General features: G+C 61.0%; 13 protein-coding genes. 6 read left to right on the top strand and 7 right to left on the bottom strand.

All coding sequences use genetic code 11. The features are described 5' to 3' along the window. Nucleotides 1-114: 114 nt before the first annotated feature. From leuA to H043_RS0112270, 4 genes are all read right to left on the bottom strand, one after another. A complete protein-coding gene (leuA, locus tag H043_RS0112285) occupies nucleotides 115-1794 on the bottom strand; it encodes a 2-isopropylmalate synthase (RefSeq protein ID WP_027612129.1) in 1680 nt (559 codons plus the stop codon). A gap of 464 nt (nucleotides 1795-2258) precedes the next feature. Next, the gene (locus tag H043_RS0112280) at nucleotides 2259-3083 is read right to left on the bottom strand and encodes a peptidoglycan DD-metalloendopeptidase family protein (RefSeq protein WP_027612128.1); all 825 of its coding nucleotides are present in this window, start codon (nucleotides 3081-3083) and stop codon (nucleotides 2259-2261) included. Nucleotides 3084-3086: 3 nt separating this feature from the next. After that, complete coding sequence (xseA, locus tag H043_RS0112275) at nucleotides 3087-4466, bottom strand: exodeoxyribonuclease VII large subunit (protein WP_027612127.1); 1380 nt, start codon at nucleotides 4464-4466, stop codon at nucleotides 3087-3089. Between the two features lie 99 nt (nucleotides 4467-4565). Beyond that, complete coding sequence (locus H043_RS0112270; RefSeq protein WP_027612126.1) at nucleotides 4566-5495, bottom strand: LysR family transcriptional regulator; 930 nt, start codon at nucleotides 5493-5495, stop codon at nucleotides 4566-4568. Between the two features lie 100 nt (nucleotides 5496-5595). Between H043_RS0112270 and H043_RS0112265 the strand changes: the two genes are divergently transcribed. From H043_RS0112265 to guaA, 4 genes are all read left to right on the top strand, one after another. After that, complete coding sequence (locus H043_RS0112265; RefSeq protein ID WP_027612125.1) at nucleotides 5596-6369, top strand: sulfite exporter TauE/SafE family protein; 774 nt, start codon at nucleotides 5596-5598, stop codon at nucleotides 6367-6369. Nucleotides 6370-6513: 144 nt separating this feature from the next. After that, nucleotides 6514-7062 carry a hypothetical protein gene (locus tag H043_RS0112260; protein ID WP_027612124.1) on the top strand — a complete coding sequence of 183 codons (549 nt, stop codon included), beginning with the start codon at nucleotides 6514-6516 and terminating at the stop codon, nucleotides 7060-7062. A gap of 116 nt (nucleotides 7063-7178) precedes the next feature. Next, a complete protein-coding gene (guaB, locus tag H043_RS0112255; protein ID WP_027612123.1) occupies nucleotides 7179-8648 on the top strand; it encodes an IMP dehydrogenase in 1470 nt (489 codons plus the stop codon). 99 nt (nucleotides 8649-8747) lie between these two features. Next, complete coding sequence (guaA, locus tag H043_RS0112250) at nucleotides 8748-10325, top strand: glutamine-hydrolyzing GMP synthase (protein WP_027612122.1); 1578 nt, start codon at nucleotides 8748-8750, stop codon at nucleotides 10323-10325. An 82-nt stretch (nucleotides 10326-10407) separates the two neighbouring features. Here the strand turns inward: guaA and H043_RS0112245 are convergent, their stop codons facing one another. Then, nucleotides 10408-13350, bottom strand: coding sequence for a membrane-targeted effector domain-containing toxin (locus H043_RS0112245; protein WP_027612121.1), 2943 nt, complete (start codon nucleotides 13348-13350; stop codon nucleotides 10408-10410). 226 nt (nucleotides 13351-13576) lie between these two features. Here H043_RS0112245 and H043_RS0112240 point away from each other — a divergent pair, with 226 nt between their 5' ends. Continuing rightward, nucleotides 13577-14953 carry a multicopper oxidase family protein gene (locus H043_RS0112240; RefSeq protein WP_027612120.1) on the top strand — a complete coding sequence of 459 codons (1377 nt, stop codon included), beginning with the start codon at nucleotides 13577-13579 and terminating at the stop codon, nucleotides 14951-14953. After that, complete coding sequence (tadA, locus tag H043_RS0112235; RefSeq protein WP_027612119.1) at nucleotides 14953-15450, top strand: tRNA adenosine(34) deaminase TadA; 498 nt, start codon at nucleotides 14953-14955, stop codon at nucleotides 15448-15450. Before H043_RS0112240 ends, tadA begins: the two co-directional genes overlap by 1 nt. Nucleotides 15451-15584: 134 nt before the next feature. Here the strand turns inward: tadA and cmoB are convergent, their stop codons facing one another. Both cmoB and cmoA read right to left on the bottom strand, forming a co-directional pair. Continuing rightward, complete coding sequence (cmoB, locus tag H043_RS0112230; protein ID WP_027612118.1) at nucleotides 15585-16541, bottom strand: tRNA 5-methoxyuridine(34)/uridine 5-oxyacetic acid(34) synthase CmoB; 957 nt, start codon at nucleotides 16539-16541, stop codon at nucleotides 15585-15587. Then, nucleotides 16538-17245, bottom strand: a complete 708-nt coding sequence (gene cmoA / locus H043_RS0112225) for a carboxy-S-adenosyl-L-methionine synthase CmoA (protein ID WP_208101786.1) — start codon at nucleotides 17243-17245, stop codon at nucleotides 16538-16540. The genes cmoB and cmoA overlap by 4 nt, the downstream gene beginning before the upstream one ends. Between the last annotated feature and the right edge of the window lie 62 nt (nucleotides 17246-17307).

The following is a 17307-nucleotide window of genomic DNA, read 5'->3' as shown; positions in this document are numbered from 1 at the left end:
AAATGTGGGAGCGAGCCTGCTCGCGAAGGGGCCATAAAAGTCAGTAAAAAAGCATCAGGCAAAAAAAAGGCCCCGGAACTTACATTTCGGGGCCTTTTGCATGTCAGCGAAGGCTTAAGCCGCTTTCGCCTCAGGCTGGCTCAACGAGCGGTTCAGCGCACTGAACAGCGCCTTGAAGCTGGCGGTGGTGATGTTTTCATCGATACCCACGCCGTGCACCGCACGTTCGCCATTCACGCGCAGCTCGATGTACGCGGCGGCCTTGGCGTTGGTGCCCGCGCCGATCGCGTGTTCGTTGTAGTCCATGATCTCCACCGGAATCGGCAGGCCGGCCACCAGTGCTTCCAGCGCACCGTTGCCCTTGCCGCGCCAGTGCAGGTTGGTTTCGCCCTGACCCTTGCTTGCCACTTCCACTTCGACGGCGCTGTTACCGTTTTCTTCCTGCAGGCGATGGCTGACCAGCGCGTACGGGGTGTTGGCTTGCAGGTATTCGCTGATCAACAACGAGTGGATCTGCTTGGCGGTCATTTCCAGGCCGAGGCGATCGGTTTCACGCTGCACCACCTGGCTGAACTCGATCTGCATGCGACGCGGCAGGCTGATGCCGTATTCCTGCTCCAGCAAGTAGGCGATACCGCCCTTGCCCGACTGGCTGTTCACACGAATCACCGCCTCGTAGCTGCGGCCAATGTCGGCCGGGTCGATCGGCAAGTACGGGACTTCCCACAGGGTGTCCGGTTTCTGCTGGGCGAAGCCCTTGCGGATCGCGTCCTGGTGCGAGCCGGAGAATGCGGTGTGGACCAGGTCGCCGACGTACGGGTGACGCGGGTGCACCTGAATCTGGTTGCACTCTTCTACGACTTTGCGCACGCCGTCGATGTCGGAGAAGTCCAGCTCAGGGTCGACGCCCTGGGTGTACATGTTCAGTGCCACAGTGACGAGGTCAACGTTACCGGTACGCTCGCCGTTGCCGAACAGGCAGCCTTCGACGCGATCCGCGCCGGCCATCAGGCCCAGCTCGGTAGCGGCGACGCCGGTGCCACGGTCGTTGTGGGTGTGCAGGCTGATGATCACGCTGTCACGACGGTTGATGTTGCGGCCGAACCATTCGATCTGGTCGGCGTAGACGTTCGGCGTTGCGCATTCAACGGTGGCCGGCAGGTTGAGGATCATCTTGTGCTCAGGCGTCGGGTTCCAGACCTCAATCACTGCGTCACAGACTTCCTTGGCGAACTCCAGCTCGGTGGCGCTGAAGGTTTCCGGGGAGTATTCGAAAGTCCACTCGGTGTCCGGCTGCATCGCCGCGTATTTGACGAACAGCTTGGCGGCGTTGACCGCGATGGCCTTGATGCCGTCCTTGTCCTGGTTGAAGACGATGCGACGGAAGGAAGGCGAGGTGGCGTTGTACAGGTGAACGATGGCTTTCTTCGCCCCGCGCAGGGATTCGAAGGTGCGCTCGATCAAGTCTTCACGGCCCTGGGTCAGCACCTGAATGGTGGTGTCGTCCGGGATGTGACCTTCTTCGATCAGGGTACGCACGAAGTCGAAGTCGGTTTGCGAAGCGGCCGGGAACGAGGCTTCGATTTCCTTCACACCCACCTGAACGAGGGTTTTCCAGAAGCGCAGCTTCTTCACCGCGTCCATCGGCTCGATCAGCGACTGGTTGCCGTCACGCAGGTCGGAGCTGCACCAGATCGGCGCGGCGTCGATGGTTTTCGACGGCCAGGTGCGATCCGGCAGATTGATGACGGGGAACGCGCGGTATTTCGAAGACGGGTCTTTGAGCATGCTCATCGGGAAATTCCTTATTGTCTGGGCCGAAAAGAGGCGGCCTGCCGGTGGAACGAATGTTCGGGAAAACGCTTGGGACGAGGCGCAGCGATTCAGCCCGGCAGTCGTGCGCTGACGAGGCACAAACTACGGTGCTGGCGAAGCTGAATAAGGGTGTGAGAGGTTTTCATGCCTTCAACCCTAACCGCGAGGGGAGAGGATGGCAAGCAGTCGAAAAAAATTGAGAGGAATACTCGAAAAGCGCGGATTTGCGCGATTTTATTGTGCTTCAGGCGGATGATCTTATTGATGTTTGCGCGGGGTTGGATTGGGGCGCAATTGAAACTGGTGGGGTGTGAGCAGTATTTGCGGTGTGGGATGGGCCGCCTTCGCGAGCAAGCCCGCTCCCACAGTTGATCGTGTTCACAACACAAATCCAGTGTGGGAGGGGGCTTGCTCCCGAAGGGGCCGGTAGCCTCAATCAGGAATTACGGTTGGAACGCACCAATGAAAATCGCCGGATCCACCCGCGCATCGTTCAGGCTGATGTTCCAGTGCATGTGCGGCCCGGTCGCCCGGCCAGTCGAGCCGACCTTGCCAACCACCGCGCCACGGGCCAGTTGATCGCCGACCTTCACGTCGATTTTCGACATGTGGCAGAACATGCTGATAAAGCCCTGGCCGTGATCGACAAACACCGTGTTGCCATTGAAGAAATAGTTGCCGGTCAGAATCACTTTGCCCGCTGCCGGGGTTTTGATCGGCGTGCCGGCCGGCACCGCAAAGTCGAGGCCGGCATGGGGGTTGCGCTCTTCGCCATTGAAGAAACGGCGCACACCGAACTTGCTCGACAGCGGCCCGTTGACCGGTTTGTCCAGCAGCAGGTTGCTCGGGGTATTCGGACTGAAGCTGCGGTAGGCCTTGATCTGCTCGGCCAGTTCACCCTCGATGCGCTTGAGGTTGGCCGGGTTCGGATTGACCTGCTGAGTGTTCTTCAGGGTGATGTGCTGTTCCGGGTATTTCTTGTTGCCGACGGTGAACGGCAGATTGCGTCCGCCGCTGCTGATCTGCTGGCTGCCGGGTTTGACCGTCAGCGGCACACCGACAATCGCCAACCAGTTGTTCTGTTCTTTCACCACCAGCACCGGTTTGCCCTGATAGGTGGCTTTTGGTGCCTGCGCGGCGCTGCCCAGATCGACCACCGCGACGCCGCCCGGCACCGGTTTGTTCAGCAAGCGGGTGATGTAGCTGTCGGCGTGGGCGTTGAAGGAGGTCAGGCACAGCAACAATAACGGAGCAAAAAAACGCGGCATGGATCAGTCCAGTAAAGAAAGGGTAACAGGCGTCAGGTGGTTGTCCTCGACGCGCACTTGCAGTTCGCCTTCGCCCAGCTTGGCTTTCAGGCGTTGGCCGGTGTGGGTCTGCGCGGCGTTGCGAATGGCGTGCCCGCGCTCATCGAGCAGAATGCTGTAGCCACGGCCGAGGGTCGCCAGCGGACTGACCACATGCAGCGTCTGCATCTGGCTGTGCAGTTGCAGGCGACGGCTTTTCAGGCCTTCGCGCATGGCTCGCGGCAGGCGTTCGGCGAGGCTGTCGAGGCGCTGGCGCAGCATCGCCAGTTGGCGTCCCGGGTGTTGCCCGGCGAGGCGGGTTTCCAGACGGATCAGGCGCTCGCGGCGGGTATTCAGTTGGCGTTCGAAAGCCCGGCGCATACGCATGTCCAGGTCATCCAGGCGTTGTGCTTGCTGACGCAGGCGTTCGCCGGGGTGGCGCAGGCGGCGGGCCATGCCTTCCAGGCGCAGACGATCGCGCATTAGCCGGTCGCGCATGCGCATCACCAGACGCCGGTGCAGGCTTTCGACCTGACGGATCAGGTGACTCGAATCCGGGGCCAGCAGCTCCGCCGCAGCGGAGGGCGTTGGGGCGCGCACGTCAGCCACGAAGTCACTGATCGACACGTCGGTTTCATGCCCGACGGCGCTGACAATCGGCGTCACGCAGGCATCGACCGCGCGGGCCACGGCTTCTTCGTTGAAGCACCAGAGGTCTTCCAGCGAACCACCGCCACGGGCGAGGATCAGCGCGTCGAAACCACGGGCGTCGGCCAGTTTCAGGGCGCGGACGATTTGCGCGGTGGCTTCACGGCCCTGCACGGCAGTCGGGATCAGCGTCAGTTGCACCTGCGGCGCCCGGCGGCGGAACACGCTGATGATGTCGCGAATCACCGCGCCGGTCGGTGAACTGATGATGCCGATGCGTTGCGGATGCGCCGGCAACGGCACTTTGCGTTCGGCACTGAACAGACCTTCGGCGCTGAGCTTTTCCTTCAGTGCATCGAAGGCCAGGCGCAGCGCGCCGTCACCGGCCGGCTCCACGGTATCGAGAATCAGCTGATAGTCGCCACGGCCTTCGAACAGCGAGACCTTGCCGCGCACCTTCACGGCCAGACCGTCCTTCAGCGCCTGACGCACCCGCGCCGCATTATTGCGGAACAGCGCGCAACGCACCTGCGCCCCGCTGTCCTTGAGGGTGAAATACACGTGGCCGGACGCCGGGCGGGCGAGGTTGGAGATTTCGCCTTCGACCCAGATGTTGCTGAACACGTCTTCGAGCAACACCCGCGCGCGGCCGTTGAGCTGGCTGACGGTCAGGACTTCACGGTCCAGGCCAAGTCTTGCAAAGGGATCTTTAATCATGGGGCGCAGTTTAAAGGCATTCGCCTACCGATCACCATGACCCAGCACAAAACCCCTTGTGGGAGCGGGCTTGCTCGCGAAAGCGGTGTGGCAGGCAAATCAAGTTTCGACTGACACGCCGCTTTCGCGAGCAAGCCCGCTCCCACAGGGTTTTGTGAACATATTGATGAAGTGTTGCACCAGTGACGTGGGGGGTTGCCGATAGGCGAGGGCGACGGTGCTTTGGCAATCGGGATCACTCAGCGGTAAGAATCGTACGCCGCCGGGGGCGATGTCCTGCATTGATTCGGGCAGCAGGGCGATGCCGAATCCAGCCTTGACCAGCTGCAACTGCGTGGTCTTGCGCGACATCACCCGCGCCGCTTTGGGAAAAAAGCCCTGACGCATACACAGGTCGGTACACAAATAGCTGAGCCCGCCACGCTGCGGATGCGGGATCGAGATAAACGGCTCGTCCTTCAGTTGCGCCAATTCGACAGCGGCTGAATCGGCCAGGCGATGATCGTTCGGCACCGCCAGAAGCAAGCGTTCGGTGAACAATGGCACCACCTGAATACCTTCACGCTGACGCAACACCGGCAGGCGCAACAGACCAATGTCCAGGCGTCCTTCCGCGAGTTCCTCAAGCTGCGCCTCGGAGGACAACTTGCCGATGTCCAGCGACACGCCCTGCTGCTGATTCAGATAAGTGCTGATCCGACGTAATAAATGCCCGTTGATCGACACGGTGCTGGAATGACTCAGACGCAGCGTGCCCAGTTGTCCGTTACCAACTTCGGTCGCCATCGCGCTGGCCTTGCTTAGCTCGTTGAGCAGGTTTCTGGCCCGGGGCAGAAATGCCTCACCCGCCGCCGTGAGCCGGGGCTGGCGTGCGGTGCGTTCGAACAGCGGGGTTTGCAGGCGGGTTTCCATGTCCTTGATCTGCCGGCTCAGCGCTGATTGCGCGATGAACAGGCGTTCAGCCGCGGCGCTGAAACTGCCGCATTCGGCGATTTCCACGAAGTAGCGCAGTTGACGGGTTGAAAGCATAAGGTATGCCTTTTCGAGATGGGTGAGTGGCTTTGAACATATTAGTCGCAAGGCTTGGTGCTGGCTAAAGTCATCACAGGCTTATAAAGGAAGTAGACCGATGAGCGTGGCGGGGTTGTTGAGCGAGTGGACGTGGGGCGCGGGCGGCTGGGTGGTGATCGGACTGGGAATCGCACTGGCCTATATCGTGTTCGGGATTGCCGGGTTCGGTACCGCACTGGTCGCGGGGCCGATTCTGATTCTGTTCATGCCGCTGTCGAAAATCGTGCCGCTGCTGGTGCTGCTGGATTTTGTCGCGGCGTTCGGCAATCTGCTGCCCTCGCGCCGGGATGTGGCGAAACCCGAATTGTTGCGGCTGCTGCCGTGCATGGCGGTGGGGTGCACGTTGGGGGTGATTTTCCTGCTCAACCTCAAATCCGACCTGTTGCTGCTGTTGATGGGGTTATTCATCAGCACTTATGCGGTTTACAGCCTGTGGGTGAAAACCCGGCCGACGCAGTTGTCTGCCGCATGGGCGCTACCGATGGGCACGGTAGGCGGGCTGTTTGGCGCGCTGTTTGGCAGTGGCGGCTTTCTATATGCGATCTATCTCAACAGCCGCCTGCCCAAGGACGCGGCGCGGGCTACGCAAAGTGCGCTGATCAGTTGTAGCACGGTGGTGCGTTTGAGTCTGTTCGCCATCGCCGGGGTGTATGCCGAGCTACCCTTGTTGATGTTGGCGCTGTGTCTGTTGCCGGCCATGGTGCTGGGCCTGTGGATCGGGCGGCGTTTGACCATGAAGTTGTCGCGCGAGGCGTTTGTGCGATTGGTGACCTGGCTGGTGCTGGCGAGCGGGATTGCGTTGATCGGACGCTACATTATTAGTATGGCGTGAGCACTTGACCGGATTTCGTCAGGGATTAAGCTGCCGGCCTTTAGGGCCCCTTCGCGGGCAAGCCCGCTCCCACATTGGAATGCATATCCCTGTGGGAGCGGGCTTGCTCGCGAAGGCGTCAGAAGCCATACCGCAGGACTTTCCATGAATTCGCAAAGCATCATCGTCCCGAAAATCTCCACCCTGCCGGTCCACGAACCCCGGGCGCGGGCGATCGTGCGCTGGCTGGTGCGCAAGAACATCATCGAAGAACAGCTGACCACTTGCGGCCGCACCGGCAATCGCATGGCCCATGCGATTGCCGACGGCGCGCGTGCGGTGGTGCTGCACCCCGAAGCGCTGCCCTTCGGTGAGCCGATCAACGGCCTGGAGATCATCGTCAAGCGCTGCATCTACACGCCGGCCAAGGGCTTTCTCGAAGAAGCCGGGTGCGCCGAGTGCCGCCGCGAAGTTGGCGAAGCGCTGTTCGAAAGCCTGGAAGACTGGTTTCCAGGCCGCACCGACAACTTCACCTGCCCGGAATGCGGGCATGAAGACGACATCAACGGCTTTCTGTTCTTGCAGGAATGTGCGTTTTCCAACCTCGGCTTCATCTTCAACAACTGGCTGGAAGCCGGGTTCAAGCAGAGCTTTATCGATGAGTTCGCCGATTGGCTCGATCAACCTGTCTCTTGGGTCAAGGTGGAGCTGTAGCGGCGGGGGGCTCCGTATATCAGCAACATTGATATTAAGCTGAGTTTTACATTGAACAGCAGGGGGTGTCTGACTATAATGGCGCGCTTCCATTTTCCCGCTCGGGAGCCCCCGCGATGCTGCGTATCAGCCAAGAAGCTCTGACATTCGACGACATTCTCCTAGTGCCTGGTTATTCCGAGGTGCTTCCTAACGAAGTCAGTCTCAAGACCCGCCTTACCCGTGGCATCGAGCTGAATATTCCTCTGGTTTCTGCCGCCATGGACACCGTTACTGAAGCCCGTCTGGCAATCGCCATGGCTCAGGAAGGTGGTATCGGTATCATCCACAAGAACATGACCATCGAGCAGCAAGCTGCCGAAGTGCGTAAGGTCAAGAAGTTCGAAGCCGGCGTCGTGAAAGATCCGATCACCATCGAGGCTGATGCCACGGTGCGTGACCTGTTCGAACTGACCCGCATGCACAACATTTCCGGCGTTCCGGTGCTGCACGATGGCGACCTGGTCGGCATCGTCACTTCCCGTGACGTCCGCTTCGAAACCCGTCTGGAAGCCACCGTACGTGAAGTGATGACGCCTAAAGAGCGTCTGGTCACCGTGCGTGAAGGCGCTGACAAGAACGAAGTCCGCGAGCTGCTGCACAAGCACCGCCTGGAAAAAGTCCTGATCGTCGACGACAAGTTTGCCCTCAAAGGCATGATGACCGTCAAAGACATCGAAAAAGCCAAAGCCTACCCGCTGGCCAGCAAGGACGATCAAGGTCGTCTGCGCGTTGGCGCTGCCGTCGGTACCGGTAAAGACACCGGTGACCGCGTTGCCGCGCTGGTCAACGCCGGTGTGGACGTGGTGGTGGTCGACACCGCACACGGTCACTCCAAGGGCGTGATCGACCGCGTTCGCTGGGTCAAAGAGAATTTCCCTGAAGTGCAGGTGATCGGCGGCAACATCGCCACCGGCGCAGCCGCCAAGGCGCTGGCCGAAGCGGGTGCCGATGCGGTCAAGGTCGGTATCGGCCCTGGCTCGATCTGCACCACCCGTATCGTCGCCGGTGTCGGCGTGCCGCAAATCAGTGCCATCGCCAACGTCGCCGCTGCCCTTGAAGGCACTGGCGTGCCGTTGATCGCCGACGGCGGCATCCGGTTCTCCGGTGACCTGTCCAAGGCCATCGTCGCTGGGGCGTCCTGCGTGATGATGGGTTCGATGTTCGCCGGTACTGAAGAAGCGCCGGGCGAGATCGAACTGTTCCAGGGCCGTTCGTACAAGGCTTATCGCGGCATGGGTTCGCTGGGCGCCATGTCTCAGGCGCAAGGTTCTTCCGACCGTTACTTCCAGGACTCCTCGGCAGGCGCCGAGAAGCTCGTTCCGGAAGGGATCGAAGGCCGTGTGCCGTACAAAGGCACCCTGACGGCGATCATCCACCAGTTGATGGGCGGTCTGCGTTCCTCGATGGGTTACACCGGCAGCGCCAACATCGAAGAAATGCGCACCAAGCCTGAGTTCGTGCGGATCACCGGTGCCGGTATGGCCGAATCCCACGTTCACGACGTGCAGATCACCAAAGAAGCGCCAAACTACCGCGTAGGTTGATGCTTCAAGCAAATCGTTAAGCAACCGGGGCTGTTTTATTCAGCCCCGAGTTGTTTCTGAATCACGACTGTTTCTGAATTACTTAGACGAGACTGAATCATGGCCCTCGACATTCACGCTCACCGCATCCTGATCCTCGACTTCGGTTCGCAATACACCCAACTGATTGCCCGCCGCGTGCGCGAGATCGGTGTGTATTGCGAGCTGCACCCGTTCGACATGGACGAAGAGGCGATCCGCGAATTCGCACCTAAAGGCGTCATCCTCGCCGGCGGCCCCGAGTCCGTGCACGAAGCCAACAGCCCGCGCTGCCCACAGGCAGTCTTCGATCTGGGCGTGCCGGTCTTCGGTATCTGCTACGGCATGCAGACCATGGCCGAGCAACTGGGCGGCAAGGTTGAAGGTTCCGAGCTGCGTGAGTTCGGTTACGCTCGCGTTGACGTAGTCGGCAAGAGCCGTCTGCTCGACGGCATCGAGGACCACATCGACGCCGACGGCCTGTTCGGTCTCGACGTGTGGATGAGCCACGGTGACAAGGTCACCAAGATGCCGGAAGACTTCCACATCCTCGCCAGCACCCCAAGCTGCCCGATCGCCGGCATGTTCAACGACGAGCGCGCTTACTACGGCGTGCAGTTCCACCCGGAAGTGACCCACACCAAGCAGGGCGGTCGCATCCTCTCGCGCTTCGTGCTCGACATCTGCGGCTGTGAAGCCCTGTGGACTCCGTCGAAGATCGCTGAAGACGCCATCGCCAACATCCGCGCACAGGTCGGCACCGACAACGTGCTGCTGGGTCTGTCCGGCGGCGTTGACTCCTCGGTGGTTGCGGCGCTGCTGCACAAAGCCATCGGCGATCAACTGACCTGCGTCTTCGTCGACAACGGCCTGCTGCGTCTGCACGAAGGCGAGCAAGTGATGGCCATGTTCGCCGAGAACATGGGCGTCAAGGTGATCCGCGCCAACGCGGAAGACCAGTTCCTGAACAACCTGGCCGGCGAAGCCGATCCAGAGAAGAAGCGCAAGATCATCGGCCGTACCTTCATCGACGTGTTCGATGCCGAATCCTGCAAGCTGGACAACATCAAGTACCTGGCACAGGGCACCATCTACCCGGACGTGATCGAGTCGGCTGGCGCGAAAAGCGGCAAGGCGCACGTGATCAAGTCGCACCACAACGTGGGCGGCCTGCCGGAAGAGATGAACCTGAAACTGGTCGAGCCACTGCGCGAACTGTTCAAGGACGAAGTCCGTCGTCTGGGTCTGGAACTGGGCCTGCCGTACGACATGGTCTACCGTCACCCGTTCCCGGGCCCGGGTCTGGGCGTGCGCATCCTCGGTGAAGTGAAGAAGGAATACGCCGACCTGCTGCGTCGCGCCGACCATATCTTCATCGAAGAACTGCGCAAAGCCGACTGGTACCACAAAGTCAGCCAGGCCTTCGTGGTGTTCCAGCCAGTGAAATCGGTTGGCGTGGTCGGCGACGGCCGTCGTTACGCCTGGGTCGTGGCCCTGCGTGCCGTGGAAACCATCGACTTCATGACCGCACGTTGGGCACACCTGCCTTACGAACTGCTGGAAACCGTCTCCGGCCGCATCATCAATGAAATCGAAGGCATTTCGCGCGTCACTTACGACGTGTCGAGCAAGCCGCCGGCGACCATTGAGTGGGAATAATGCCGAGCAAGCCGTAAAGGCTTGATCGCTGTAACCGAAAAGCCGTGTGAAATCCGTTTCACACGGCTTTTCTGTTTTTGCGTTACAGCGGTTTTGACCAGCCACCCAGTTGCATGCCCATGTCATCCAGAGCTTGCAGCAGCGCTTTCATGCTCGGGTAGCGTTTACCGCTCACCGAAGGCCAGCCGGGGCGTTCAATGTAGAAGCGTTTGCCGTCGGTTTCGATGACGGTCCGCACCAGTTCTCGCGAACGACTGCGGTGCACGATGAACGTCAGATTGGGTTGTTGCTTCAGGGAGTACATGCCATGGCGAGGTAACAAGGTTTCGAATTCGGTCATGGTGTGCGCGGTCCAGGGTGTTTCGATTTGCAGGCGCAAGTCGCCTCTGACCAGCGCGGAACGATCGTGCGCCGTACCGCCCAAGGGCAGGATTCTTCCGGGATCGACTTCAATGCCCCGTGAAGTCCCTTCGGCGACATCCTCGACGCGAATGCCGATCGCCTCTTCCAGTTCGCTGACGCCGGCAACCCCATCAAAAGTGTTGGAGTGAGAGTTGCCCATCAGCGCTACCCATTTGTGCGCGCCGCGTGCGGACTGATCGGCACGAATCATCAGACGCGCGAAGTAATTCATCATTTTCTGCCGCGCGGTGTTGTTGCCCGCAGGCAAGTCCATGCCATTGAGTCGGTAACTCGCCATGCAATCGATGGCTTGTACATGGATCCCCTGCTTTCTGGCTTCCTTGACCAGTTCCAGGAACGTGTAGCGCTCCAGCGGATCGGTCATGTTGCCGACGTCGAGTGCCTTGAGATAGGCCTCGAGTTTTTGCGGCATGTTGCCGGTGCGGAAGAATTCATCCAGCGCGGCTTGATGGAAGTCGGTCAGCAGGTGCTCCATGTACAGGCTCTTCACCTGTTTGCTGGCGAGCAATGGCATGTTCTCGATCAGCCATTGCTTGCTGCCGATGGCCGTGTGGCTCTCGCCGAGCACTAGGCCCCGGGCATGCTCGAGGATTTTCTCGATAATTTCTTCGGCGGTCGCGTCTGCCGCCAGGGCGGGCACCGGAGGACGATCGGGCAGACGCAGCGTGCTGAAAAAATCCAGTGCATCGTGATACAGGCGTTTGCGGATGACCTTGAAGTCGCGGTAGGCATCGAACTCGTTCAGGCTGTCGTAGAAATCGCGCAAGGCCTCGTCATTCAGCCCGGCCGCGCCTTCTTCAAGGTGCGCCTTGAGTGGGGCAGGTACGTCGTATTGCGAGGCGGGCAGGGCGGCCACGGTGCTGCGGCTGCTTGAACCGGCCAGACCCGAAGACTTGCCGCCGCCGCTGAGTCCTGCGCGAGGCATGGCTTCCCATTCACCCTCAGGGTTCAGGCGTACCGGGATCGAGCGAGTAAAGCCGTGGGGGTGCTCAGGATCGATGACCGCCCAGTGTCCGCTGCCGTTGATATCGGCTTCGTAGCGGACGTAATAGGCGGTGTCGTCCATCATGATGGCGGTCGACGGGTTCGAATCGAGCAGATAAATGCCCTGGAATTTTCCGGGTTCGCTCACCGGCGTAACGCCGTCGAGCAACTCATTGGCTTGCCAGCTCGGCGGAATGACCGGTCGCGGGGTGTCTTCAATCAGGGGCGTGGCAATCGACGGCTGAGGCCCACCCATCGGCGTCCCGACTTTATCAGTCAGGTCGGCCATCTCCGCTGCCTCGGCGGCATCCACTTCGGGGCCGACCTCGGTCAGCGAACCCGGGCCTTTGAGTACCAGCAGGTTGAACAGCATGTCGATGCCGCTGAGCACCGCACCGACAATCCCGGCCTTGCGCTCGGCGGCGGTTTTGCCATTGACTGCCTGATCGATGTTCAGCCCCATGTTGGCAATGCTGGCGCCGATCACTGGCAATGCGATTGGCCAGCCGACCACGGCCATTGGCCCGAACACCTTGACCCCGGCGCTGAGGTAGCCGATCCACAGCTTCTTGCGCAGGTCACCGTTGGAGGTCAGGGACAGGCTGGCTTCTGCAAACATCGCCGCGCGGGTCGAGTCACTCAGCCAGGTGAAGGCGTCGCCACTGACCGCGCGGTTGTCCTGATTGATCAGCGAATGGTCGTAGCGGCCCCACGTCGCCACCAGGCGATTCATCAGGTCACCGAGGTTGGCGTTGATCTGCTGCCGGTCGGCCAGCGAGAAATGCGCAAGGAATGTCTCGCGCGCCGCAGGTGTGTTCATCCGCTGCAGGATCCAGAAGTGCAGGTCGGTGGCGCTTTCCAGTACATGGAATGCATCGCTGTCGCCGGGCAGGTAGAGGATCTGCCGACCCTGGGGCATGACGAAACGTAGGACGTTGGTAGCGGCGTAACCGGCAATGTCCAGCGTGCGCACACTGTCCGGGCAAGGGTGGCTGGTCTGCAGCAATGGCAGGCTGACTGGCCACGTCAGCGGGCCGATCGCCGCTTGCGTGACGAACTGGAAATCCTCGCCACTCAGCTGACGTTTGTCCCGCGCCTGTAGCGCTTTGATCAGGAAATTGCACTTGGCCAGGGTACGAAAGTCGCTGCCGCTGGTATTCCAGAAAGCGTTCAGTTGAGCGTCGTACAGTGCGCTGAAGTCGATGCTCCAGAAGTCCTTGAGCACATCGTTGCCGTGCAGGCGCACTTCATTACGTTCATCGAAGGTGCGGGCATCGGGACCGGCAGTATAGAAACCGCCATAGACGTCGAGCAGGTCGGCGTTGTCCTGATCGGTGACGCGGAAGCGGTGAATCACCAACTGGGTCAGGGTCATGCTTGAAGTGGGCGTGGCGTGCACATGCTCCCAGCCGGTGAAGGCTTTCGAACTGCTTTGCGAGGCGTCGAAGCGGTGGAAATACACTTGATCCGGATCCAGACCGTGGATCTGGTATTTGATCAACAAGTCGCTGGCGACCTGTCGAGCAGCGTCCTGCAGGCTCGGGCAGGTCTGGATGACGGTGGCGGCAATCGCCTTGAGCGCGGCCTTGTCGGCGGCGTTGGGCATCGGGTTGGGCATGTGTTTGGGCTCTCTTTCCTTGAGAAACGGGTGGCACAGGATGGCCCGGCTGTTCGATGCATGTGCACTACATAGTTATGTCACTTGATCGATCGAAATCGTGTACGCGCGAGGCGCAACTGCGTCCATCCGCCGCGCTGCCCTTACTGTTTCGCAATTGCAGGTGTATCGTATTTGCCTTTTGCGGGCCCGGTGCCCGACGCAGATACGTGAGGTAGTTGAGTTCATGTCCTTTACCCGTCGCCAAATCCTCGGTGGCCTGGCCGGTCTTGTTGTCGTTGGTGTCGGAGCGGGAGGCGCGTCGCGCTACTGGCTGGGCAAGATGGCCGATGCTGACGCGGGCCACGACTACGAGCTGATCGCGGCGCCACTGGACGTTGAGCTGGTGCCGGGGCACAAGACCGAGGCATGGGCGTTCGGCCCATCGGCGCCGGGCACTGAATTGCGTGTGCGTCAGGGCGAGTGGCTGCGGGTGCGCTTCATCAACCACCTGCCGGTGGCGACCACCATTCACTGGCACGGCATCCGTCTGCCGCTGGAGATGGACGGCGTGCCGTACGTCTCGCAATTGCCGGTGCTGCCCGGTGAATATTTCGATTACAAATTCCGCGTGCCGGACGCCGGCAGCTACTGGTATCACCCGCACGTCAGCAGCAGCGAGGAGCTGGGGCGCGGGCTGGTCGGGCCGTTGATTGTCGAAGAGCGCGAGCCCACCGGTTTCAAGTACGAAAAGACCCTGAGCCTGAAGAACTGGCACATCGACGAGCAAGGCAATTTCGTCGAGTTCAGCATTCCCCGTGAAGCGGCGCGTGGCGGTACGGCGGGGCGCTTGTCGACCATCAACGGCGTGCCAACGCCGGTGATCGAGTTGCCGGCCGGGCAGATCACCCGCGTGCGTTTGCTCAATCTCGACAACACCCTGACGTATCGCATCAACATCCCCGGCGTCGAAGCGCAGATCTATGCGCTGGACGGCAACCCGGTCGAGCCGCGCCCCTTGGGCAAGGAATACTGGCTGGGCCCCGGCATGCGCATTTGCCTGGCGATCAAGGCGCCGCCGGCCGGAGAAGAGTTGTCGCTGCGCAACGGCCCGGTGCGACTGGGAACCTTGCGCTCGGTGGCCAATAACGATGCGCCGACCGAGTGGCCGAAAGCCTTGCCTGCCAACCCGGTGGCCGAGCCGGATCTGGCGAATGCCGAGAAACTCAACTTCAATTTCGAATGGGTCGGTTCGGTGTCGGTGAATGTCGACAACGGCAAGCCACCGAGCCTGTGGCAGATCAACGGCAAGGCCTGGGACATCACGGACAAGACCTGCGCCGACCGGCCGATTGCCAGCCTGAAGCTGGGCCAGAGCTACATCTTCGAACTGAAGAACATGACCCAGTACCAGCACCCGATCCACCTGCACGGCATGAGCTTCAAGGTGATTGCGTCGAACCGGCACAAGATCACTCCGTACTTCACCGACACGTATCTGCTGGGCAAGAACGAGCGTGCGCAAGTGGCGCTGGTGGCGGATAACCCGGGGGTATGGATGTTCCATTGCCACGTGATCGACCACATGGAAACCGGCCTGATGGCCGCCATCGAGGTGAAGTGATGCGCCAGATTCGCCCCGCCGCGATCATCGACCGCAGCCGTGACCGCGATTTCATGCGCGAAGCCCTGGACCTCGCCGCCCAAGGCGCAGCCCTCGGCGAAGTGCCGGTGGGCGCGGTGCTGGTGCAGAACGGCGAAATCATCGGGCGTGGCTACAATTGCCCGATCACCACCAGCGACCCGAGTGCCCACGCGGAAATGGTCGCGATCCGCGCTGCTGCCCAGGCCATCAACAACTATCGCCTGCCCGGCAGCACGCTGTACGTGACGCTGGAACCGTGCAGCATGTGCGCCGGGCTGATCGTGCATTCACGCATTGCGCGGGTGGTGTATGGCGCGCTGGAGCCGAAGGCCGGGATTGTGCAGAGTCAGGGCCAGTTCTTTACCCAGGGCTTTTTGAATCACCGGGTGTTGTATGAAGGTGGGGTGCTGGCCGAAGAATGTGGAGCAGTGCTGACCGAATTCTTCAGAGCCCGTCGCGCAAAACCATCTGAATAAACACAACCCCCCAATGTGGGAGCGGGCTTGCTCGCGAAAGCGGTGTATCAGGCAACATTTTAATCGCCTGACACACCGCTTTCGCGAGCAAGCCCGCTCCCACAGGGGGGATCTCCCGTGTAGGGGAGATCGGGTTATTTCTTCGCGACAATCACCGCGCGCATCGGCGCCGGCAGCCCTTCGATGGTCTTGCTGTGATCCTCGGGATCAAGGAAGTCGCTCAACGATTGATACTTCATCCACTCGGTACCGCGTTGTTCTTCAACGGTGGTGGTGCTGACGTCCACGCATTTCACATCGGTGAAACCTGCCCGACGCAGCCACAACTCCAGCGCCGGTACCGATGGCAGGAACCACACGTTGCGCATCTGTGCGTAGCGATCTTCCGGCACCAGCACTTGATGCTTGTCGCCTTCAACCACCAGCGTTTCCAGCACCAGCTCACCGCCCTTGACCAGGCAATCCTTCAGCGCCAGCAAATGCTCGATCGGCGAACGACGGTGGTAGAACACGCCCATCGAGAACACCGTATCGAAGCCTTCGAGGTTCGGCGGCAGGTCTTCGAACGGGAACGGCAGGTGCCAGGCATTCGGCTCGGACAGATAACGCTGCACGGCCTGGAACTGGCAGAAGAACAGCCAGTTCGGATCGACGCCGATCACGCTGTCGGCACCGGCGCCGAGCATGCGCCACATGTAGTAGCCGTTGCCGCAACCGACGTCGAGGATGCGTTTGCCCTTCAGGTCCAGGTGCGGGGCGACCCGCGACCACTTCCAGTCCGAGCGCCATTCGGTGTCGACGTGCACGCCGAACAGGTCGAACGGCCCCTTGCGCCACGGCGAAAGGCCCATCAGCGCGGTGCGCATTTGTGCGCGGGTTTCGTCGTCGCAGTCGGTGTCGAGTTTTAGGCCGTTGAGCAGATCGACTTCAGTCGGCTGGAGTTTCGGCAATGCGTCCAGCGCGCTCTGCCAGCGCTCCAGATCGCCGTGACCTTTCTCCATTTTCTTGTCGAGTTGCCCTTGCAGGGTGTTGGCCCAGTCGGCCAGCGGGGTGCCGGCCAGACGGCGGGCGAGGGGGGACAGATCAATCATGGCAAGGCAATCAACGAGGCAAAGTTAAGACACTGGAACCACGGCACGACTTTCGAGAACCCGGCGGCCAACAGGCGTTCGCGGTGTTCTTCGAGGCTGTCGGGCTTCATGACGTTTTCGATGGCGCTGCGCTTCTGGGCAATTTCCAGTTCGCTGTAGCCGTTGGCGCGTTTGAACGCGACGTGCAGGTCGGTGAGCAGCGCGTGCTCTTGCGCATCGTTGAAGCGCAGTTTCTCCGACAGAATCAGCGCGCCGCCGGGCAGCAGCGACTGACGAATACGCGAGAGCAACGCGGTGCGCTGCTCCGGGGCGATGAATTGCAGGGTGAAGTTCAGCGCCACCACCGAGGCCGGTTTGAATTCGAGCGCGAGAATGTCGCCTTCGATCACCTCGACCGGGAGCAGCTCCTGGAACATCGAATCCTGACCGTTGAGGTATTCACGGCAGCGTTCGACCATCGCCGCCGAGTTATCCACCGCGATCACCCGGCAACCGTCGGTGCGCACGTGACGGCGCAGGGCCTGAGTCACGGCGCCGAGCGAAGCGCCGAGGTCGTAAAGCACGCTGTTCGGTTGAGCGAATTGCGCCGCGAGTACGCCGAGGTTTTCGACGATGGTCGGGTAACCCGGCACCGAGCGCTTGATCATGTCCGGGAACACCCGCACCACGTCCTCGTTGAAGGCGAAGTCAGGCACCTGGGCCATCGGCTGGGCGAAAATGCGATCGGGTTCTTTGCTCACGGCGGTTCCGGCGGTGTTGATGAAAA

Origin of the sequence: Pseudomonas sp. URIL14HWK12:I6 (assembly GCF_000514195.1) — a bacterium.
Lineage (GTDB): Bacteria > Pseudomonadota > Gammaproteobacteria > Pseudomonadales > Pseudomonadaceae > Aquipseudomonas > Aquipseudomonas putida_A.
Note: the sequence above shows the minus strand (reverse complement) of the source record. Positions and strands in the feature narration are given on the sequence as shown.